This window comes from Streptomyces apocyni (assembly GCF_009739465.1).
GTDB classification, from domain to species: Bacteria; Actinomycetota; Actinomycetes; order Streptomycetales; family Streptomycetaceae; genus Streptomyces; species Streptomyces apocyni.
Map to the genome: position 1 here is coordinate 80,914 of NZ_WHOM01000050.1, position 21,532 is coordinate 102,445.

Genomic DNA, 21,532 nt, shown 5'->3' on the forward strand with positions numbered 1-21,532 from the left:
GGCGGATGAGGCGGATATCCCCGTGATCACCGTAGCGGTGGTGGACGACGACCGGATGCTTCTCGACGGCATCCGCTCGTGGCTGGCCGACACGCCCCAGCTCCGGCTGGTCGCGGCGGTGGCGACGGTCGGTGAACTGCTCACCGGGCCGGACGGTCCCACCTCGCGACCTCCCGCCGACGTCGTCCTCCTCGATCTGCTGCTCAAGGACGGCTCGGAGCCCGTCGCCAACATCTGCCGACTCCGGGCGGCGGGCAGTCGCGTACTGGTCATCAGCACCGTGGCGGGCCGGGAACGGGTCATCGCGGCGGTCGCCGCCGGAGCCGACGGCTACCTCACCAAGGACAACGACCTGGAGACCCTGGTCGCGGCCGTGGAGGCGGTGGCCGCTGGCGACACCGCCCACTCCCCGGAACTCGCCTTCGCCTGGGCCCACGACACCGGCCAGACCCGGCCCCGGATCTCCCCGAAGGAGCTGGAGGTGCTGCGCGCGTACGCCTCGGGGCTGACCCTCAAGGCCACGGCCCGGCGCGCCGGGATCAGCCCGCACACCGCCAAGTACTACCTCGACCGCGTCAAGGACAAGTACCAGCAGGCCGGTCGGCCGACGTACACGAAGACCGATCTCGCCGCGCGGGTACGGGAAGACGGGATCGGCCCGACGGACCCCGACAACTGACGCGTCCGCCACAGGTCATCGCCGCTTCAGGACGTGCGAAGAGCGTTGTCCGGCCCGCTCACCGCTCCTTACGTTGAGCGCGTTCCACTCCTTCAAGCGGGAAAGGAGGTGTCCCATGCTGCGGATCATCGACAAGGTCGAGGAGAAGTACTTCTCCGCCGACGCGACAGTCGCACCGGGCGGTTGGTGCTGCCACTGCCACTGCACGGTCGCCCAGAAGCAGCTGTAACCCCCTGCCGGGCCCGGTGCGTCCCCCCCCCCGGGCCACCGGGCCCGGTGCCCCGCTCCGTCCTACTCCGCCCAGACGAGGAGAACCCGTGACGCATGCGCCCGACGTGCCCGACGTGCCCGACGTGCCCGACGTGCCCGCCGCATCCGAGAGCGACGGCAGGCGGCTCGTACGCAACCCCTATCTCACCGTGGTGCAGTGCACCGACGACGAGGTGCTGCTACGGCACGGCGCGCGGTCGCGCTATTCGCGCGTCCTGCGCGACGACGGACAGCACCGGGTACTCGGGCCACTCCTGCGGGCCTGCACCGAACCCCGTACGCCTGACGACATCGTCCGCGCCTTCGCCGACCGCGCCGCGAAGGACGAACTTACCGAGCTGGTCGAGCAGTTGGCGGACGACGGCGTCCTCGTCCCCGAGGGCTCGGGCTCCTTCGCGATGCACCGGAGCCTGATGGGCGCACACCCCGTCCGCGCCCTGGAGCAGACCACCGTGGGCGTCGTCGGACAGGGCTCGGCCGCCACCCAGCTCACCACCCAGCTCACCGAACTGGGCGTCGGCCAGGTCCCGTCGCTGGCGGCTGGCACCGGCGGCCTGGCAGACCCCGACGGCGATACGGCACTCGCGGACCTGCTGGACGACGCTGACCTGGTCGTCCTCGCCTTGGACGGCTTCCGCCCCTCGCTGCTGCACCGGCTCAACCGGGCCGCCGTCGCCGCTGGGCGCCCCTGGCTTCCGGTGTACGCCGACGGCAGCGAGGTGATCGTCGGGCCGCTGGTCGTACCGGGCGAGTCGGCCTGCTACAACGAGCACGAGATCCAGCACGAGTCGTCCCGCGCGCTGCGCCAGGAGTACCAGCTCTACAGCGAGGAACTGGCCCGCCGCACCGCCGACGACCTGCCGCCCCTCCTTGGCCCGTACGCCGCCATCGCCGCGTCCTGGGCGGCCATCGGCATCGCCCCGTACCTCGTGGACGGCGCCAGCTTCCTGGTGGGGCGGGCGATACGGATCGACCTGGAGCGGCTGGAGATCACCCAGGAGCACGTCCTGAGGCTGCCGCGCTGCCCGGTCTGCACCGAGCAGCGGCCCTCGTTCCGGCACCCCTTCCTGTAGGAGGCCCCCGTGGCATCGGCATCGCGCAACGAGACCTCGGCGTACACCCCGGGCCTTGACCACCTGCTCCGCCGCACCCTGGAGCAGACCCTGATCCCGTCCCCGAACGTCGTCGAGCTCGCCCCCGGCAAAGCCGCCGGGTTCGTCAACCGGGTCGCCCCCGCGCAGGACGACGTGGCGGAGCTCTTCCATCTCAACAGCCGCCTCTCCCGGCACCGCCCCGACGACCGGCTCACCGAAGCCGAACGCGAGGGCGTGCGCCGCTGGTTCTTCACCACCTGCGGCCAGCACCGCGCCGAGGACTTCACGGCGGAGTCCAACACCGTGCGCCGACCGCACACCGAACTGCCAGTGCCACTGGGCGCGTTGTGTGGTCCTTTTGGTGAGGACGGTCCGCTGACCAGCCTTCTGTACGGCTGCGACCTGATGGTCGTCGGCGCGGACGCGCTGTGCCGCCAGCAGCCGGGGGAGAACGCCCTGTGGGTCGAACGCCACCTGGACGGCGGGCCCGCGGCGCTCGCCCCGACGATGATCGACGTCGCGGCGGCTGAGGCGCTGCACACCGCGCAGGCCGCGCTCGTGCTGACCGGGGTGCCCTGGCGCAGCATGCTCTTCGGCGGGCCGCGCGGCTACCGGCAGATGCTCATGGACGCGGGCGTGCTGCTCGACGTGGTGTGCGGGCTGGCCGGGCAGGCGGGCTACGAGGCGTTCCCCGTACGGGACTTCTACGACGACGAACTGGACACGCTGCTGCACTGCGACGGCCTGGAGCGGTCCGCACTGGCGGTGGTGGCTCTGCGTACCCCTGCCGAAGCCGACACGGACACGGAAGCCGACACGCGCACGGAAGCCGACACGGACGCCGACGAAGGGGGCCAGGAATGACCACGGTGGAGAACGCCGACGTCGTCGACGAGGGCCAGGAGGCGGACCTGACCGACGACCGCCTCGCGCGCGCCCTCGGGCTACGCGTCTGCGACCTGCCCGCGCTGCGCAGCTTCGCCGACGGAGCGGCCGTGGCCGACCCGGACGCCCCACCGCTACGCCCGCGCGACCTGCTGCACCGACGCCTGCGCTCGTCGGTGTGCGACGACATGATCGACCCCCGCGCCCTCCAGGCCGCCCGCCCGCGACCGGCCGAACCCGCCCTCACCGGACGGCCCTCGCTCCTGCTGCCCCAGCCGGAGCCGCTGCCGGACATCACCCTCGCCGACGCCATCGAGCAGCGCGGCTCCTCCACCACGTACGCGGCCCGGCCGCTGCCCCTGGCGACCCTCGTCGGGCTGTTTGAGGGCGCGGCCGGAATCCGTGACCATCGCCCCGGCTACAACGTCCGCGACTTCCCGGTGCGCCGGGCCCCGTCGGCGGGCGGCCTGGCCCCGATCGACCTGTACGTCGTCGCCAACGACGTGGCGGGTCTCGACCAGGGGCTGTACTGCTACCGCCCGTCAGGACCGGAACTGACCGTCGTCGACTCGGGCAACATGCGCGGCAAGGTCGCCGACGCGGGCATCGCCGCCGACTGGCTGTTCCACGCGCCCGCCGTACTCTTCCTGACCGTCAACATGGAGCGGGTGGAGTGGAAGTACGGCGTCCGCTCCTATCGGTACGCCCATGTCGACCTGGGCGTCCTCACCCAGAACCTCTACCTGGTGGCCACCGGCCTCGGCCTCGCCACCTGCGCCGTGGCCGCCTTCGACGACGACAGCGCCAACGACCTGCTGCGGCTGGACGGGCGGGACGCCTTCGTCTCGCTGCTGTTCGCGTGCGGCCTGCCGGGCGGGCGGTGACCGGATGAACCGGCTGAACCGGCTGGTGACCGGATGAACCGGCTACTGCTGGTCGTGGCGGTGGCCCCGGTGTTCGCCCTGCTGCTCGGCACGGTGATCGCGGTGACCGTACGGTTCCGGCTCGGCGGTCCGGGTGTCGGCCCTGGGGGAGGCCCTGGGGGAGGCCCGGGGGGCGGGCGGCACGCGGTGGAGCGGCTGGCGCCGGTGCTGTACGCCGCGACCGTGGCCGGGGTGGCGTTCGCCGCCGCCGCGCACACCGGCTTCCACCCGGAGCGGCTTGGCCTGACGGAGGAGGGCGCTCCGGCCGGGTGGGTGGTTGGCGTGGCCACGGTGGGTGGCGTACTGGCCGGGGTGGGCGGCTACTTCGGCGAACTGTTCGTCGCGCACCGGGCCGTGGCCAGGCGGGCTCCGCGCGGGCCGGGCGCCAGCGGTCCGAGCGCCATGGGGGGCGCTCCGCGTGCTCCGGCCGGGGGGACGCGGTCGGTCGGCACCTGGACGGCCGACCCGCGCGTGCTGATCACCCTCGGCCTGGTCACGGGGCTCGCCGAGGAGGTCCTGTTCCGCGGCTATCTGCTGACCGGGCTCCGGGGCTCGCTGGCCCTGTGGGCCGCCGTCGCGCTCCAGGCGGCGCTGTTCAGCGTGCACCACGCCTCCTTCGGGCTGCGCGCGGTGCCCGCCAAGGCCGTCCACGGTCTGGTGTGGGGCGCCCTGACGGTCGCCTCGGGGTCACTGATCCCGGCCGTCGCCGCCCATCTGGTCTTCCAGCTCCTGGTGTGCCGACGCCTGACCCGCAAAGAAGCCCGCGAAGAAGCCCGCGAAGAAGCCCGCGAAGACGAAGGAGGTGCCACCGATGACCGTGACCGTGCACACGGCTCCCCTGCTGTGCGACGGCCGCCAGTGGCGGGCTGAAGGCTGGGTCCGCGTCACCGACGGGCAGGTGACCGACTGGGGCAGCGGTACGCCCCCGGCCGACGGTGAGCCGCGGGAGCGGCACGGCGCGCTGCTGCCCGGACTCGTCGACGGCTGCGCCCACGTCACCGGCTACTTCAACCGGATGATCGACGGCGACGCGCTCGCTCCGCACCGGGCCTGCCTCGCGCTGGCCGCCGAAGCGGGCGTCACCGTCGTGCTCGGCGTGGGTGGGCACACCGAGCCGTACGCCGCCCTGGCCGAGCTCGCCGTACCCGGCGACCCGCTGTTGCTGTGGACGGGCCCCGTACTCGACGGGCCCCCGGCGGCCACCACCGCCACCCGGCTGGTCCGCGACACGCGCTCCGCGCACCGGGCGGTCGCCGCGGTGGCGGCCGACGGCGCCCGGCTCGTACGGACGGGTCCTTCGCTGGCGCCGGAGCGGCTCGCCGACGTCGTGGCGGCGGCGCGGGAGCACGGGATGCGGGTCCTGCACCAGCCCGGGCTGACCGGGGCCGTCGAGGCGGCGAAGGCGGGCGTGCACGTCGTCCAGGACCTGCCGCGCTGCCTGCTGCCTGCGGAGCCCGGAGCATCCGGCGCGTCTGGCGCGCGGGGGGCCGCCGCGGTCGTACGGGCCTTCGCCGATCCCGCCGTACGGCATACGGCGGCCGAGCGGCTGCGCGCCCTGGCCGGGCAGGGGGACACGGCACTCGTCCCGCTGCTGCACTCCTGGCGGCGGTCGGCGCTGCTGGACGAGGCGGTGGCCGAGCCGCGTCTTGACCGCCTGGTGCCGATGGCGCCGTTCCATCAGTACCTGCTCGACATGCGCGGCCCCGGGCTGGTCTTCGGCCGTAAGTACGCCCGTGAGCACTTCGGCTTCGAGCAGCTCAAGGGCCCGGCGCGCAAGGAGTTCGACGCGGGCTGGGCGTTCCTGCTGGAGGCCCTGGCCACCGCTCACGCGAGCGGCGTACCGCTGGTGGCGGGCAGTGACGCGCTGGGCCTCGCGCTGGTCCCCGGCTACGGGCTGTACGACGAACTCGCCTGGTGGGAACAGGCCGGGCTGCCCCGGCGGACCGTGCTGGCGGCGGCCACGGGCGGCACCCTGGCGGCGCTGACCGGCACCTGGGCGCCCTGGGCGAGCGGCCTGCTCGCACTGTCCGGCGACCCGGACGCGCTGCCCGGGCCTGCGGCGCTGCCAGCGGCCTGCCGGGTCCTCGTACCGACGCCGCGGCTGAACAGCCCTCAGGAGGCCCGTACATGACGGCGAACACGCACCCGAACGCGAACACGCATCCGCCCACGAACATGCAGGCGCAGGCGCACACGAACGAGGAGGTGAACGCGGAGGTGAACGTGAACCAACCCGCCCGCCCGGCAGCCCCGGTCGTGCTGGAAGCCGTGGACCTACGGAAGAGTTACGGCGACCAGCGCGTGCTCGACGGCGTGTCCATCCGCGTCCACGAAGGCGAGATCATCGGCCTGGTGGGGCCCAACGGCGCGGGAAAGACCACGTTCCTGGAGTGCGTCGAGGGCATCCGCCGCCCCGACGCGGGCACGGTCTCCGTCGCGGGACTGACCAGGTCGGCGGGGCCCGCCGCGTACCACCTGGCCTTCGGCGCCCAGCTCCAGGAATCCAGCCTGGCCGAACGGCTCCGCGTGGCTGAGGCGATGGAGCTGTTCGCGGGCTTCTACGACGACCCGTGGGACATCGACGACCTGCTGCGGCGCATCGGCCTGACCGACCGCCGCAGGGTCTTCTACCGGCATCTGTCCGGCGGCCAGAAGCGCCGCCTCACGCTGGCCCTGGCCCTGCTCGGCAGGCCGCCCGTGCTGCTGCTCGACGAGCCGACGACCGGCCTCGACCCGCACGCCCGGCTGGAGATGTGGGGCGTACTGGAGCAGCTGACCGGCACCCGCACCGCCGTCCTGCTCGCCACCCACGATCTGCACGAGGCCCAGAGCCGCTGCCACCGCGTGTACGTGCTCGACGGTGGCCGGATCGCCGCTGAGGGACCGGTCGGGGAACTGCTCGGCGCGGCGGGTCTCACCACCCGCCTCCGGCTCCCGAACCGGCCGTGGACCGACGCGCTGCTGCGCGCCGTACCCGGCTGGACCACCTCCCGCGTGGTGGCCGGTACGCACTACGCGTACGGCGAGGACGGCTTCGCCGAGAAGGCCCTGGCGGCTCTGCGCGCCCACCTCGCCGGGGGGCCGGGCGACGAAGGCCAGCCCGAAGCGGCGGACCTCCAGCAGGTGTTGGCCGCCGCCGCCACCGGCCCCACGGACCTTGAGGACCTCTATCTGACGAGGACGGGAACGCCCTATGAGTCGCCCGACACGCCCAACATCCGTGACTGAACCCGTGACTGAACCCCCGACCGGCCCTCTGGCCAGCCCCCCGACACCCCTCACCCCCGCGGCCCGCCGCTCCCCGCGCGGTCTCGGCAAGCTGTGCCGTGTCGAGCTGCTGCTGTTCCTGCGCGAACCGGCCGCCGTTTTCTTCACGTTGGTCTTCCCGATGGCCATGCTGCTGTTCCTCGGTGTGGCGTACGGGACGGAGGGCAATGACGGCGTCCGCTATATCGACGAGTACGTGGCGCACATCGTCGTGACCATCGCCATCAACCTCGGCGTACTCGGCGTCGCCATCAACATCGCCGAGTGCCGGGCCAGCGGGGTGCTGCGCCGGTACCGGCTGGCGCCCGTGCCCATGTGGTGGTTCTGGTTCTCCCAGGTAGTCGTGGGTCTGCTGATGTTCGTGCTGGCGGTGGGCGCGCTGCTGGCCGTGGTCGGCGTGGCGTACGGGGTGCTGCTGGCCTCGCCCGCTCCGTTCGCGCTGGCCGTGCTGGTGGGCCTCACCTTCACGTTCGCCGTCGGGGTGTTGCTCGGCAGCCTGGATCTGCCCGCCCGTAGCGTCCAGATCACGGGGACGGGCCTGTTCTTCCTGCTGTTCCTGGGGTCGGGGGCGGCGATTCCGCGCGACTCGTTCCCCGGCTGGCTGGAGACGTTGACCGCGTTCAACCCGATGAGCCCGGTCATCGACGCGTCCGTGAGCGCGTATCTGGGGCGCTCCATGGTCGGCGAACTATGGGAGCTGGCCTTGGTGTTGGTCGCCGCCGGGGCTCTCGTGGTGATTGCCCGTTCGAAGTCCACCTGGGAGGGAAACCGATGAGCACACGCACACTGCGCGGTGAATGGATCAACCACCGGGACCGGTTGCTGAAACCGTCCCTGAACGACACCGAGTTCGGCGCCATCCAGGAGGTGCTGGACTACTACCACCCGCACGGACCACTGCGCACGTTCACCACGTACTTCCGCTCGGGCCTCGGCAAGCCCATGTACGTCGCCCACGGCCAGTACTTCGACCTCGACCACGCGATGGGCCGCCTGCTGGGCCTGCCGGGCCTCAACACCGGCTTCGGGGGCCAGGTGTACGGGGGTGGAAAGGGCCACGACCTGTTCGGCACCACGGCGTCGTCGGTGGGGGAGGCGGTGGAGCGGGTGCTCGGCTCGCTGGCCTACCTCACCCACATGGACCGGATCCTGCACGGCTCGTACCGCACCCTCGCGGGCAAGGGCGTGCCCTGCCTGCACCCGGACGAGTTCCCGGTCTTCGCGCCCGAGCAGCTGGCGGACGACCCGCTGTACGAGCCCTGGACGGAGGACTCGGAGCTGGGCTGGATCGCGGGCCGCCGCCTGCGCTCCGGGGAGGAGGTGTACGTACCCGCCCAGCTCGTGATGCTGTTCTATCTGCACGGCCCGGACGAGCCGATGGTCGGACTGGCCCCCAGCGGCGGCCTGGCCAGCCACATCAGCCGCCGTGACGCCCTGCTGCACGGGGTGCTGGAGCTGTTCGAGCGGGACGCGGTGAACCTCCGCTGGTACGGGGGTGTGCCGCTGGACCGTGTCGTCATCGACCGTCCGGTACGGAACCGGGCGCTGCGGCGGCTGCTTGACACGATCGGCGAACAGCCCGGCGACATCGGCTTCTACCTCCACAACCTCGATCTGCACGACTACCCGGTGCTCACCGCGGTCGAGCGCGACACCTGGCTGCGCCGCTACAGCTACTTCGCGGGTGGCGGCGTGTCGGACGACGCCGAGGAGGCGATGCTGTCGGCGCTGACGGAGTACGCCCAGGCGGAGCGGAGCCTGCGGATCTCGCTGGCGACGCCGGACTGGGAGTTCACGGAGGCGTTCGGCCGTCAGTTCGCCATCGGCAAGGACGCCACCGCCGCCGACTTCACCAACTACATCCAGGTCATCCCGTACTACGGCTTCGAGGAGAACCGCGACCGGGTCTCCTGGTTCTACGACGGCGGCAAGGAGATCCCGCTCTCGGAACTGCCCCAGCGGGGGACCGGGCCGGAGGCGGACCCGGACCGGCGCTGGGACCGGCTGATGGGGCTGCTGGCGGAGCGGGGCTGGGACCCGATCACCTTCGACTTCTCGCTGCCCCAGTTCCGGCACACCAGCCTGATGAAGGTGGTGATGCCGGAACTGAGCCCGCCGTACCCGCCGCAGGCACCGGGTCTGGGGAACCCGCGGTACGGCACGGTGCCGTACGAGTCGGGACACCGCGAACGGCCCCTGGGCTTCGGTGACCTGAACGTGAACCCGCTGCCTTACCCGTAACGCCCGCCCGCGCCAGCCTCCGTCGCCGTCGCCGTCGCCGTTGCCGCCTCCGCCTCCGCCTTTTCCGCCTCCGTCTGTGTCTCCTGGACGGTGCGGCCGATCAGCACCCCCAACTGCAACCGGGAGGTGGCGCCGAACCGCGCGGACACGGCGGCGACATGGCGGCGGACGGTGCGCGGGGTGACACCGACCCGGCGGGCGACGCAGTCGTCGGTGAGCCCCTGGACGAGCGCGGCGAGCACGGCGGCCTCGGTAGCGGACTCGGCGGCCTTGGAGACTGCCTGAGTGGTGCTGGCATCGGGGGCCGGGCAGTAGTGACGGGCTCGGGGCCACCACTGAGCGAGGAATCGGGTCGCGAGGCGCGCGGCGGCATCGGACTGACGGTCGACCAGCAGATAGCCGGTGTCCTCCGTCAGCCCGATGGCGACGACCAGCGCCTCCCGGTCACTGACCGCCATCCGGACCGGGACGAGCGGCATGGCCCGTATCTCGACGCCCGGCCCGGTCGGCGCGGCGGCCGTGGCCGCGGCCGTGGTCACGGCCGCCTGGGAGTCGACGATCACCTGGTGTCTCAGGGTGGGTGCGGTGGCGGCGGCCGCCTCGTGCGGCCGGGGCGGTTCGGGCCGTACTTCGAGCAGCTCAAGGCGGGTGGCCCGGACCACGGCGGCGAAGACCTCGTCGATACGGTCCACGGAGGCGGGCCGCAGAGCGCCGTGGTCGCCGGGCACGGCGCTGGCACCGAGAGCTTGGGTCAGGCCGGACAGCTGGGCCACGGCTGCCCGGAGTTCGTCAAACGTGTCGGTCGTACAGGCACACATGGCATGCGTAGAACTCTCCATGGCGCTCCCCCTAGATACGGTCCTGCCTGGTCTGGTCCTGCCTGATCTGGCGCGTTCGAGGGACACCTTGGTCAAGAGGGCCCCTGCCGCCGGATGGTGCATGACAAGGCGGCGTCCCGGCACCGCCACTTCAGGGGGGTTGACAGGTCAAGCCGGGTGTATCCAGTACCACCCACCAGTCGGAGGCTGCCCGTATCGCCGAGTGATCGCCAACTTCCTATGGTCATAGCCATGTTGAAGCGAACAGCACACGCAGCCATCGCCGTCACCCTCGCCGCCGGAACCCTCGGCCTCACCTCTGCCGCGATCGCGGCAGAGAGCTCTGGCGCCAACGCCTTCGACAGGTTCGTACGGACCGACAAAGGCGTCGTACGCGGCACGGTGGCCGACTCCACGCGCACGTTCGAAGGCATCCCGTACGCCGCCCCGCCCACGGGCAACCTCCGCTGGGCGCCCACCGCGCCCGCGAAGCGGTGGCACGGCGTCCGAAACGCCACCAAGCCGGGGTCCGCCTGCCCTCAGACCGGCCTCGTCCCGCCCGCGGGCCGCTTCTCCGACAACGAGGACTGCCTGACGGTCAACGTGACCACCCCGCGCACGGCGGCCCGCGACGCTCACCCCCGCCCTCGCCCGGTGATGGTCTACCTGCACGGCGGCGACCACACCGAAGGCGAAGGCGCCATGCACGGCGCGGAGCGCCTCGCCGCCCAGGGGGACGTGATCGTGGTGACGGTCAACTACCGTCTAGGGGCCCTGGGTTACCTAGCCCACCCGGACCTGGAAGAGCGCGGCGAGCGCGGCGAGCGCGGCGAGTCCGGCAACTACGGCTTCCTCGACCAGCAGGCGGCCCTGCGCTGGGTACAGCGCAACGCCGCGGCCTTCGGCGGCGACCCGGACAACGTCACCCTCTTCGGCCAGTCCGCGGGCGGCTACAGCACCTGCGCCCACCTGGTCGCCCCGTCATCGGCGGGCCTCTTCGACCGGGTCATCACCCAGAGCGCGCCCTGTACGGCGGACATGGGCCAGCGCGACCGTACGAAGGCCCTGAAGGAGGGGACGGACGCCGCGGCCGCCATCGAAGCCAAGCCCGAGGTCGACGACTGGCGCACGGCGCTCCCCGGGGAGCTGGTGTACCCCTTCGGCCAGGGCCCGGAGTACACGCCCGTGTACGGCGGGAAGCTGCTGCCCCGTACTCCGAAGGAGGCGTTCGCCACCGGCCGCTTCAACAAGGTCCCGGTCCTTCAGGGCATCAACCGCGAAGAGGAGCGGGCGATGGTCTACGGCCAGGAACTGTTCAAGAAGCGCAGCACCCAGAACCCGGACGCCCAGCTCGACGAGGCCGACTACCGCGACGCCCTGGAGCGGGAATTCGGCGCCGAGCAGGCGGCCGTCATCGCCGACCGCTATCCCATCACCGCGTACGACAACACCCCGGCACTGGCCCTGGCGGCCGCCCTGACCGACGGCAAATGGGCCCGCCCCACAGTCGAGACCGCCACCTCCCTGGCCACCCACACTCGCGTACACACCTACGAGTTCGCCCCCACCGAAACCCCCTGGTACGCCGACCAGGACAGCTACCCGAAGCCATCCTGGTCACCAGGAGCGGGCCACCTCTTCGAGCTCCCGTACCTCTTCGACCTCGACGCCTGGGCGCCCCTCACTCAGGAGCAGCACAAGCTCTCCGACGCGATGATCCACACCTGGTCGACCTTCGCCCACACCGGCAAGACGACCTGGAAGCCCAGCACCCCCACGGCCCTGAACACCCAGTCCCTGGCCTCGGGCCCGGACGGCATCCGCCCGGTCGACTTCGCCAAGACCCACGACTACGACTTCTGGAAGTCCCTGCCCCGACCCTGACCCCAGGCCGCTCTAAGCCCCAGGCCGCCTCCTCCCCACCCGGCAGGAGGCTCGAACAGCGGCGGACGCGCGCCTCCGGCAGGAGCCGACGACAAATGCGGGTCAGCGAACCGCCACAACGGGCCCCTCCTTGCGGATGGCTCGCCCAATGATCAGCTCGGTTGCGCATCCGGTGACAGACACCAGGCCTGCCAAGGCCACGCCAACCGTGCCGAAGTCCATGATGTCGGACAGCGCGCCGGCGAGCAGCGTGATGGCGATCATCATCGTGGTGCCCACGGCGTTGGTGAACGTGGTCAGGGCGACTAGTTTGTCAGGCGCCGTGTCCTGGATCATCTGGGCCTGTGACGTAATGAAGAGGAACTCGAACAGGAACAGATAGGCGAAGTAGGAGACGTAGAGACTGGACGCGCCCACAGCGTGCGGCGCCAGGCCCATCGCCACCGCAGCAGCCACGAGGATCCACAGGCTCAGCCGCCGCACCGTGCCCAGCCAGGGAAGCAGAGCGGGTACAGCGACCGCGCCGAGCAGCAACGCGGTACCGCCGATCACCTGCACGTTCATGACGCCAGGCGAGCCGAGGTCCAGCACACGGACCGGGATCACCGTGCGGGCCACGTTGTGGAACCCTTGGAGGACCCCCACGGCGATCACGAAGTACACGACGGACAGAGCCAGTCGCTGCTGTCCCCGCAGCGCACCGCGCACCTGGGCCCATGTGCCGGGCCGACGCTCCGCTTCCGACGCACCAGCTGACACCTGCGGCAGCCAGGCATAGCAGCAAGCAGACACGGTGAAGGCGGCCGCGCTCAGGGCCCCCACCGCCAGGACCGACACGTGCTCGCCCAGCACACTGCCAAGGACGCCCCCTGCCCCACCTCCCAGGAGCATCGAGGTGTTGAACACGTACGAGGCCGGCTTCAGCAGTGGTCCGTTGAACAGCTGCCTTGTATAGACCACTCGCGCCGTCTTGGTGATGCCTTCCAGCAGGCCCCGCACCAGGAAGCAGGCAAGCAAAGGGGTGAGGAAGCTGTGGTCGGACAGAACTCCGATGGCCAGAGAGATCAGGCCGCCCCCCAGCTCACTTACCACGACGGTACGACGTAGCCGCTGCCCCTCGCAGGCGCGCCGGATAACTCCCATCAGCAGGATCGGAAGTATCCACTGGAAACCGAACACCGCTGATGCGCTGAACCCCGAATCGTTCTCGATCAGCAGTTTCGCGGAGACGGTAAGGACGAGGAAGAACGTACCCGTCGAGCTGATCAACATTGCAGCCCAGAGGAATAGGAAGTTCCGGCTCGTCAGCAAGGTGCGCCATAGCTGGCGACCGGTCTCTGTGCGCGCTGCCGAATCCTCCGCCCGTTCGGTGTGCTGCGTGTTCAAAACAGCTCCTCTTGCTCTACTGCCCCACCCCTGCGGAGCTAAAGTTCATACTTTGCTATATCGAAACCGAAGGCATTCTCCAGGTCAGATATGAACTCAAGACCGCGAGCTCTGGCCTGTTCCGTCGTGTCTGCCGGCAGGCAGCAGAATCCGAAGACGGTGAAGTTTCCCATCTGTTTCGGGATGCGCTGTCCGCTGCTGAGGTCCAGCGATGAGGCCAATGGCTGATGCTTCTGCTTCACCTTCTCGATCTGTCTCTCCACGCCATCCGGGAGAACTCCTCCGGACACACTGCCCAATGCGATGGAGATACCCGCAGATCGGAACGGTGGTTGTGGGATCTTCGATTTCTCCCCGAGGTGTTCCTGGATAAGCAGCCGGAAGGGGTTCACGCCCGTGATGTGACGGTAGACAAATGGTGCCATGCCGCCCATGATCCGTCCGTTCACTTCCACGAGAACAGGACCGTCAGCCCCCATGATGAACTCGACGTGGTAGACGCCAACAGTCAGCCCAAGCCGGGCGAACACCTCCTGCATGTATGTCTTGACCTCGTGCTGTTCGGCGTCTGCCAAGCCAGCCGGCAGGACAGCTGCCACTTCATAGAGTGCATTGTTTGTCGCCTGTTCACGGCGCGCGATCATGAACACTTCGATCTCGCCGTCATTGGCGATGATCTCGGCTGAATAAAGGACTCCCTCGATATACTCCTCCATGAGTAGTCGAGTACTGACCAGGGAAGTCAGGGTTTGGCTCATCGCCTGCCTGGCTGAGGGGAGTTCGTCGAAATAGGCGGCGAGCTCGTTCTCCGCCCGAATGATCGCGACCCCTTCCTTCCCGGCACTGCGGCTGGGCTTGATGACAAGGGGAAGGCCCAGGCTTCGCGAAGCGTCGAGTGCCTGCTCGCAAGTCTCCGCCCGGCGATGACGTGCCGAACGAACCCCTGCGACCTGAAGACTGTCCCTGCAGAGGTCCTTGGTGACCGCGGTCTCCATGGAAAGCCTGGAGGTCGCCCTGATGCCGAGGGTCTCGGCCGCCTTGACCGTGGGTATCACCGCAGGCTCGGAGGTTGTCAGAAGTGCGTCGATCCTGCGCTCCGCGTGGATCCGTCGCAGGGCGTTGAGTAGATCCGCTTCGAGGTGGTCGATCACCACCGCTTGGTCTGCGGACCGCGCAACAGATTCGAGGTGTTCACGCGAGAGTGAGCTCAGTGCGAGAAGTGAGACATCCGCAGGACGGATGAACGTCACGAAGTGGCCCATCTCCTTCGCGGTCTCCAGTGCCGGAAGAGTAGGGGCCGTGCTGTCTACAAAGACCACGTGGGCCATCTGTGATGTCTCCTGGGATATGGGCGATTGGAGTGTCGGAGGTAACCATTTTGGGGCTGCCAAATAGGAGACCGCACCGGATGGCTAGACCAGGCCGGTGCGGTCGAGTGCGCCGGTAACGTCCCGGCATGCTGCCCTGTCGAGGCCTCGCAACGGGCGTGGCAGGCTGTACTCCGCTATCAGTCCGATCTGTTCGGCGGCGGCAGTCATGACGCGTAGGCTGCCGTGGCGCCGAAAGAGATCCCACATGGGCTCCAGCTGGTTGGACAGCGCGGATACGCGAGCCGTGTCACCTGCCGCGGCAGCGCGGGCGATGTTCAGCGCTGCCAGTGGGAAGGTGCCTCCGAGAACTGAGAACCAGGCGTCACACCCGGCGTTCAGGCCGGCCGCGGCCTCCCAGTCGCCGCTCACACCGATCGTGATCGAATCGGGAAGCGCCGCGCGAAGCGTCTGGATGCGGCGCTTTGCCGCCTCCGGGCTGTCCGGCACTCCGGGGATCTTGATGGAGGCGACATTCGGTAGTTGGGCAATGCGGGCATACAGCTCATCGGAGAACTCCACGTGCGTGGTGCCGGGGTTGTCGTAGAGACAGAGCGGCACCGACAGTTCACGGGTCACGTCCTTGTACAGCCCGAAAACCTCGTCGTCGGTCAGCGCCTGATAAGTCATCGGAGCAAGAAGCACAGCACTCGCGCCGGCATCCTGCGCGTCCTCTGCCAGCGCAAGCACATCAGAGGTCCGCAGGGCGCCGATGCCGATCATGACGGGCGTGCCTTCCGCGGCGTCCACGGCCAGCCGCGCGACATGCGCCCGCTCCTCGCGGCTTAGGTAGGCGTAGTTGCCAGTCGATCCGAGTGCTCCGATCAAATCGACGCCTGCGGCGGAGAGACGGGAGACCAGGCCTGTGTACGCCGTTTCATCCACGCGCGTGCCTGTGTAGGGCGTCAGTGGGAAGGCGCTGAGACCGGTGAACATGGCTGTGACCGCTTGAGCATTCGATGGCCGGGGAAAGTGGGTCACGGTCATGGCTCGACGACCGTGCGGTAGTGGGGGCCGGTACGAGCCCGCCTGACTCGCGATTCCCTCACCTGGCCCATGAGGACACGCACATGCGGTGCCTCGAATGGCGACTTGGGTCCTCCAGCCTCTCGGTAGAGGCCACACCACACAGAAATCTCAGGTACCTGCCCATCTCATGGGAGTGTCGGAAGAGTGCTACAGGTTCGATGCGCGTCATCGCGCCTGTCAGGGCGCGCGTCACACACTCCACGGAGCCTTCGCTGCCGGGCTGTCTCCAGGTCGGTGGTGCCACGGGCCGGGCTACCGAACGGGGGGTCAGCCCCAGATGTGCTCGTTGTTGCTCGACGCGGTGGGGGTGTCGGCCACAACGGTCCGGTCGGCTGCGGACGGCTGGCCGTCGGATGCGGACGCGTTCCCGCCAAGGGAGACCGCGGCAATGGCAGCGGCAATGACGGTCATTACGGTGGCGCGAAGCATGGAGTCCTCTTTGGTTGTGTGGTCCGAGCGTCTGAGCACCGGTGGCTTCCCGGCAGGAAAGATCCTGGCGGGCGATCCGCTGGACGGACAGGGCAAAGCACTGGCACGAAGAGGTGGGGCACAACTGTGTCACCCGACGGCACGCTGCCAGCTGTCCGTCCCCCGGACAGGAGTTGCACGGCCACGGGCATTTGATCAACATGGCACTCTGACATGGATGTGGACCGTTCATGGTGCCGAGTGAGACAACTGCCGCACGGCGAGGAGAAGAAGGGGCCGCCAAAGGTGCCGGCTCGCTCCATGCGCCGCTGTGCTCTGCGGTGCCTGACCGAGGACCGTACGCATGCTGACATCGCTCGGACTCACCGAACGCGCCGACCGTATCTACCGATTCATCCTCGGACGGCCCGGTTGTTCCGTACAGACGACGGTAGCCGAGTTCGGCTGCCTGGAGACCGAAGCGTTGGCAGAACTGACCCAGCTGGGGCTGCTCACACCATCCTGGCAGACTGATGACGACCTGCACGTGGTGAGCCCGAAGGCCGCCATGGACACCTTGCTCGCCTTCCAGCAGGCTGAGATCGCGGAGCGGAATCGAGCGCTGGCCCGCGGCCAGGCGGCTGCTGAGATGCTTCTTGCCCAGTACGTCACACAACGCGAGGGCACGGAAGAACTGGAGATCGAGCAGCTTCGGAGCGCGGAGGCGGTGCGTGCCCGGATCTCCGGTCTGGCCACCCGGACGCGCACGGAGTCGCTGGCCTTCGTCCCTGGAGGAGCACAGACTCCCGAGGTTCTCCGAGCGAGCAAGGAGGCCAATGTCGAACCACTTGAACGTGGCGTCAAGAGCCGCTCCGTGTATCTGGACTCCATCCGCAACGATCCCGGCACTCTGGAGCATGCCCGGTGGCTGACTGAACGCGGTGCCGAGGTGCGCACGGTGCCCGCGTTGCCGATGCGGCTGTGGATTGCCGACAGGGAGGTGGCGATGGTGCCGATCGACCCGGCGGACAGTGCCGTCGGTGCGGTATTGCTGCGGCAGCCGGGGGCGGTTGCCGCCATCCTCGCGCTATTCGAGGCGGTGTGGGCCACGGCGCTGCCGTTCGGCGAGGCGCCCCGAAGGAGCCTGGACGACCCCCGCTCACAGCCGCGTGAACTGCTGAGATTGCTCGCGCAGGGGTATACCGATGAGGCCGCCGCCCGTCGGCTGGGCATATCCCTGCGCAGTGAGCGGCGGTTGATCTCCGAGCTCATGGAGAAGCTGGACGCGCAGGGCCGGTTCCAGCTCGGACAGCGCGCTGCCGAGCATGGGTACATCTGAACTCCGGTAGGCCTTAGCACGGCTGCCTCTCGCCACAGACCCCACCCGGACTCATATCTGCTCGTGGAAGTAGACCGGCACGGACTCCGGAAGTTTCACCCCGGCCGGCATGAGACGGTCGGCCTCGACACCGAACGAGAGCGTGCTGCTGGATCTTTCGTCCAGGTCGATGCCCAGATGTCCGGCGAGGAAGGCGGACCAGCCGGGCATCAGCGGGGCGGCTGCCACGACGCAGGACGCGAGGAGCTCCGTGTGCGCGACCAGCCGGGCGGCGTAGGCGTCGTACCGCCTTTCGGCACGCAGCGGCCTTAGCTGCCGCAGATCGGCAACAGCCCGGTCCACCGCGGTGGCGAGGGCCTCCGCGGCCCGCTGCAGGGAGAACGTCTCGGCCGCCAGCGCCCGCTCCGTACACCGCATCAGCTCGCGTCGATCGGCTACTGGCGGACCCGCCGGGGAGGTCGCGGGGACGACACTGCCGAAACCCTCGGCGAGCAGGTCGAGGATCGTGTCGGTCCATGCCTCCAGACCGCCTGCCAGCACAGTGGCGATGGTGTCGGCATACTCCTGCGCCCAGGCGGCATGCCGCTCCGGCCTGGAGCCGGTGAGACCGAGGTGGAAGCGGAGCGCGTCGGCGTTCGGCGGTGCCATGGGACCACCGCTGCGGACGGTGGGGGGTGTCCCTGGCGCCGACCGCGCGGCCTCGTTGCCCACCACGAGGTGTGGAAGCCCGCAGATGCCCTGGGCGAGCAGCACTACTGGCCGGAGTGCGGCGTGGGAGAACGCTTGGCCGACCGCCGCGAAGTCGATGATCCAGGTGGTCCGGTCGCAGGAGCGAAGTTCTGACGTCTCCTCTCCGCCGTCCACCCGGTCGAGGAGTGTGGTGACGGCTTCGGCATACCCCATGGCTTCGCTGAACCAGCCGTCGAGGTCATGCTCCGCCCATCCGGCCAGCGGCACGGGTATGCCCTGACCGGCCTCGCGGCTGACCGGGATGACCGGCAGCTCACGGCTGAACAGCTCGGACAGATACTCATGGAGAGCAGGCCTCTGCCACTCAGCCCGGCCCTCGTCCTGTACCTGGTCCTGCGCGTGCCTGTGCTCCATGGCGTGATACGCGGCCAGTTGCTCGCGCCAGTGCTCCAGTGGAAGGACGATCCGGCGCATCGTGCACCTCGTGGGGACAGCCCCGCACAGGGCACACCGTAGTGCGGCAAGTCTCGCCACATCCTGTGGCCGTTCGCACGCCTGGCAGTACATGCCGTCGCAGAGAGCAGCACAGAACCGGCAGCGGCCACGAACCTCCGTTTCGTGGAGATTCCGGCCGCAAGGACCGCAGCGGAGGCCCGGGAGCTCGCGCTCCTCCCATACACCCGCTTCCCACATTCGAAGGAAGGACCGCTGCACGCGCTCGGTGTGTGCCTCCGCGGTGAGCGCAGGCACACACCGGTCGTGGCGCGTCCCGCCGAGCGACAGCGTCTCCTCCGGCCGGTCGCCGAGGAGCACGGTGGTGCACTCGGCCGCGGCGTGGTCCGGGGATGGACAGGGGTGTGTGCCGCAGTACTCGATATGACGTACCCGATGGCCGCGCTTGCGCAAGTGGCGCCCCAGGACGTCGGCACCGAGCCTCGGAAGTAATTGCCCAAGGTGTGCATCGGCATCGGCATCGGGCGAGTGCGGGCCACTCGTGATGATGTACGAGCTCATGGAGGATTCCTGAGTCCGAAGAGTGAGGGGAAGGAAATGCCATGCGGCTCTGCGTCCCGGGCCGCCGGGTGGAGTACGGGAACGGGGGGCGGACACGACCTAGCATGCACGGGCCGGGGTGGGTTCGGCGGCTGCGGAGCCCCTGGCCCTCAGCTGCGCGACGGTCAGACAGCCCTTGGGGTGGGTGTCACCCAGTAGCTCTCGGCCTTGGGGTCCCACCTGCGGGTGAGCGGGTCACTGGTGACTCTGGCCAACAGGCCGATCGGGGTGACCACCAGGTAGTAGACGATGGCCAGAAGTACGGCTCGCATGGTGTGCATGTCCTCTCTCTCGGTTTTCGGGATGTGCCAGGTGTGACCGGGGCCGCAGAGCACTGCGGCCCCGGCGGTTGCCGGCGTCAGTCGAGCGGGATCTCGTCGCGCCAGTCGGTGGCCTCCTGCCACTCCGGCTGGTTCTCCTTGCGCAGCAGGAAGTTGCCGACGGCCAGCAGATCGATGTTGGTCCGCATGAAGCAGGCGTACGCCTCGGCCGGGCTGGCCACGATCGGCTCACCGCGCACGTTGAAGGAAGTGTTGACGAGGACGGGGCAGCCCGTCTGCCCTTTGAACTCGGTGAGCAGCCGGTGGTACGGGGCGTTCCGCTCGGCGGTGACGGTCTGTACCCGGGCCGAGTGGTCGACGTGCGTGACCGCCGGGATGGTGGAGCGCTGCACCTTGAGCAGGTCGAGCCCGCTCGCGTCGCCGTCGTCCTCGGTCTCGATCCGCTGGGCGGGCGAGACCCCGGTGACCACCAGCATGTACGGGCTCTCCTGGTGGAGTTCGAAGTAGTCCTTGGCGTCCTCGGCGAGCACTGAGGGAGCGAAGGGACGGAACGACTCACGGAACTTGATCTTGAGGTTCATTGTGGACTGCATCACCGGGTCACGCGGATCACCGATGATCGACCGGGCGCCAAGGGCCCGTGGGCCGAACTCCATCCGCCCCTGGAACCAGCCGGCGATCTTGCCCTGGGCCAGCTCACCGGCGACCTGGCGGGCGAGCTCCTCCTTGGTCAGTCGCTCGTACGGAATGTTCTCGCCGTCCAGATAATCGGCGATCTCCTCATCGCTGAACCCTGGGCCGAGCAGGGAGCCGGACATGCCGTCAGCCCCGTTCCCCAGGTGGGTGCGCTGTGCGCCGCGGTCCGAGGCGACCGCGAGCGCCGCACCGAGCGCGCCGCCGGCGTCACCGGCCGCGGGTTGGACCCACACCTCGTCGAAGACGCCGGCGTTGATGATCTTTCCGTTCGCCACGCAGTTGAGCGCCACACCGCCGGCTAGGACCAGCCTGTTCTCGCCGGTTCGCTCGCGGGCATGACGGGCGAGGAGCAGTACCACGTCTTCGGTAACCTTCTGCACGGAGGCCGCGAGGTCGAACTCTCGCTCTGTAAGCGGCCCTTCGGGCAGTCGACGCGGACCGCCGAAGAGCTTCTCGAAGCCGCGGCCCGTCATGACCTGGCCCCGCAGATACGCGAAGTACTTCATGTCGAGTCGGAAGGACCCATCGGACTTTACATCGATCAGCTTCTCGCGGATCAGCTCGGCATAGCGGGGCTTGCCGTAGGGAGCGAGCCCCATCAGCTTGTACTCGCCGGAGTCCACCTTGAAGCCGCAGAAGTAGGTGAACGCCGAGTACAGCAGTCCCAGCGAGTGCGGGAAGCGGATCTCGGACACCGCCTCCAACTGGGTGCCGCGCCCGTGCCACAGCGTGGTGGTGGCCCACTCGCCAACTCCGTCGATACAGAGCACAGCGGCTGACTCGTACGGGCTGGGATAGAAGGCCGAGGCGGCATGCGTCTCGTGGTGCCTACGGACGTGCAGCTCGGGGACCCGGCCGAGGCTCAGGCCCGCCAGCTCGTCGCGGACAACGTTGATGGTGTTGCGCTTCCAGGACCACCACTCGGGGAGGGTGCTGCGGAAGGAGGCGAAGCCGCCCGGCGCCGCTCCCGCGAACGTGGTCTTGACGCGCTGGTACTTCAGCTGCGGGTCCTCGTAGTAGGCGATGGCGGACACGTCGTCCAGCGTGACGCCGACCTCTTCCAGGCAGTACCTGATGGCGAGTGCGGGGAAGGCCGAGTCGTGCCGGATGCGGCTGAAGCGCTCTTCTTGGGCCGCGGCCACGGGGACGCCGTCGGCGACGAGGGCGGCCGCGCTGTCGTGGTAGTAGGCGGAAATGCCCAGCACCAAGTCGGACATGCGTG

19 protein-coding genes are annotated in these 21,532 nt (G+C 69.4%); 11 read left to right on the forward strand and 8 right to left on the reverse strand.

The window, feature by feature from the left end; all coding sequences use genetic code 11:
* Window positions 1-22: 22 nt before the first annotated feature.
* The 9 genes from GCN81_RS12865 (at window position 23) to GCN81_RS12905 (ending at window position 9,359) form a co-directional block, all read left to right on the forward strand.
* On the forward strand, window positions 23-679 hold the full coding sequence (locus GCN81_RS12865; RefSeq protein WP_156724695.1) for a response regulator: 657 nt from the start codon (window positions 23-25) through the stop codon (window positions 677-679).
* Window positions 680-996: 317 nt separating this feature from the next.
* Window positions 997-2,022 (forward strand): TOMM precursor leader peptide-binding protein, encoded by a 1,026-nt coding sequence (locus tag GCN81_RS12870; RefSeq protein WP_156724696.1) that lies wholly within the window; start codon window positions 997-999, stop codon window positions 2,020-2,022.
* 9 nt (window positions 2,023-2,031) lie between these two features.
* Window positions 2,032-2,907 (forward strand): nitroreductase family protein, encoded by an 876-nt coding sequence (locus GCN81_RS12875; protein ID WP_156724697.1) that lies wholly within the window; start codon window positions 2,032-2,034, stop codon window positions 2,905-2,907.
* Window positions 2,904-3,812 carry a SagB/ThcOx family dehydrogenase gene (locus GCN81_RS12880; RefSeq protein WP_156724698.1) on the forward strand — a complete coding sequence of 303 codons (909 nt, stop codon included), beginning with the start codon at window positions 2,904-2,906 and terminating at the stop codon, window positions 3,810-3,812. The genes GCN81_RS12875 and GCN81_RS12880 overlap by 4 nt, the downstream gene beginning before the upstream one ends.
* Before the next feature lie 33 nt (window positions 3,813-3,845).
* Window positions 3,846-4,721 (forward strand): CPBP family intramembrane glutamic endopeptidase, encoded by an 876-nt coding sequence (locus GCN81_RS12885; protein ID WP_156724699.1) that lies wholly within the window; start codon window positions 3,846-3,848, stop codon window positions 4,719-4,721.
* The gene (locus tag GCN81_RS12890; protein WP_156724700.1) at window positions 4,663-5,982 is read left to right on the forward strand and encodes a hypothetical protein; all 1,320 of its coding nucleotides are present in this window, start codon (window positions 4,663-4,665) and stop codon (window positions 5,980-5,982) included. The genes GCN81_RS12885 and GCN81_RS12890 overlap by 59 nt, the downstream gene beginning before the upstream one ends.
* On the forward strand, window positions 5,979-7,079 hold the full coding sequence (locus GCN81_RS12895; protein WP_197287600.1) for an ABC transporter ATP-binding protein: 1,101 nt from the start codon (window positions 5,979-5,981) through the stop codon (window positions 7,077-7,079). The genes GCN81_RS12890 and GCN81_RS12895 overlap by 4 nt, the downstream gene beginning before the upstream one ends.
* 4 nt (window positions 7,080-7,083) lie before the next feature.
* A complete protein-coding gene (locus GCN81_RS12900; RefSeq protein WP_197287601.1) occupies window positions 7,084-7,893 on the forward strand; it encodes an ABC transporter permease in 810 nt (269 codons plus the stop codon).
* Window positions 7,890-9,359, forward strand: a complete 1,470-nt coding sequence (locus GCN81_RS12905; protein WP_197287602.1) for a YcaO-like family protein — start codon at window positions 7,890-7,892, stop codon at window positions 9,357-9,359. The genes GCN81_RS12900 and GCN81_RS12905 overlap by 4 nt, the downstream gene beginning before the upstream one ends.
* Here GCN81_RS12905 and GCN81_RS12910 read toward each other — a convergent pair.
* Window positions 9,350-10,198: a helix-turn-helix transcriptional regulator gene (locus GCN81_RS12910; RefSeq protein ID WP_156724703.1), complete on the reverse strand. Its 849-nt coding sequence runs from the start codon at window positions 10,196-10,198 to the stop codon at window positions 9,350-9,352. The genes GCN81_RS12905 and GCN81_RS12910 overlap by 10 nt on opposite strands.
* Window positions 10,199-10,429: 231 nt before the next feature.
* On the opposite strand from GCN81_RS12910, the gene GCN81_RS12915 reads away from it, so the two are divergent.
* Window positions 10,430-12,061 carry a carboxylesterase/lipase family protein gene (locus tag GCN81_RS12915; protein ID WP_197287603.1) on the forward strand — a complete coding sequence of 544 codons (1,632 nt, stop codon included), beginning with the start codon at window positions 10,430-10,432 and terminating at the stop codon, window positions 12,059-12,061.
* Between the two features lie 102 nt (window positions 12,062-12,163).
* Here the strand turns inward: GCN81_RS12915 and GCN81_RS12920 are convergent, their stop codons facing one another.
* The 4 genes from GCN81_RS12920 to GCN81_RS12935 all read right to left on the reverse strand — a co-directional run bounded on the left by GCN81_RS12920 (window position 12,164) and on the right by GCN81_RS12935 (window position 16,272).
* A complete protein-coding gene (locus tag GCN81_RS12920; RefSeq protein ID WP_156724705.1) occupies window positions 12,164-13,447 on the reverse strand; it encodes an MFS transporter in 1,284 nt (427 codons plus the stop codon).
* A 38-nt stretch (window positions 13,448-13,485) separates the two neighbouring features.
* On the reverse strand, window positions 13,486-14,775 hold the full coding sequence (locus GCN81_RS12925; protein ID WP_156724706.1) for an ATP-grasp domain-containing protein: 1,290 nt from the start codon (window positions 14,773-14,775) through the stop codon (window positions 13,486-13,488).
* A gap of 84 nt (window positions 14,776-14,859) precedes the next feature.
* Window positions 14,860-15,801, reverse strand: a complete 942-nt coding sequence (locus GCN81_RS12930) for a dihydrodipicolinate synthase family protein (protein ID WP_231626683.1) — start codon at window positions 15,799-15,801, stop codon at window positions 14,860-14,862.
* Window positions 15,802-16,110: 309 nt separating this feature from the next.
* A complete protein-coding gene (locus GCN81_RS12935; protein ID WP_156724707.1) occupies window positions 16,111-16,272 on the reverse strand; it encodes a hypothetical protein in 162 nt (53 codons plus the stop codon).
* Window positions 16,273-16,615: 343 nt separating this feature from the next.
* Between GCN81_RS12935 and GCN81_RS12940 the strand changes: the two genes are divergently transcribed.
* A complete protein-coding gene (locus GCN81_RS12940) occupies window positions 16,616-17,590 on the forward strand; it encodes a helix-turn-helix transcriptional regulator (protein ID WP_156724708.1) in 975 nt (324 codons plus the stop codon).
* A 51-nt stretch (window positions 17,591-17,641) separates the two neighbouring features.
* On the opposite strand, the gene GCN81_RS12945 is transcribed toward GCN81_RS12940, so the two are convergent.
* From GCN81_RS12945 to GCN81_RS12950, 3 genes are all read right to left on the reverse strand, one after another.
* A complete protein-coding gene (locus GCN81_RS12945; RefSeq protein ID WP_156724709.1) occupies window positions 17,642-19,294 on the reverse strand; it encodes a class I tRNA ligase family protein in 1,653 nt (550 codons plus the stop codon).
* Window positions 19,295-19,458: 164 nt separating this feature from the next.
* A complete protein-coding gene (locus GCN81_RS31840; RefSeq protein ID WP_197287611.1) occupies window positions 19,459-19,605 on the reverse strand; it encodes a hypothetical protein in 147 nt (48 codons plus the stop codon).
* Window positions 19,606-19,691: 86 nt separating this feature from the next.
* Window positions 19,692-21,527: a carbamoyltransferase family protein gene (locus GCN81_RS12950; protein ID WP_156724710.1), complete on the reverse strand. Its 1,836-nt coding sequence runs from the start codon at window positions 21,525-21,527 to the stop codon at window positions 19,692-19,694.
* Window positions 21,528-21,532 lie beyond the last annotated feature (5 nt).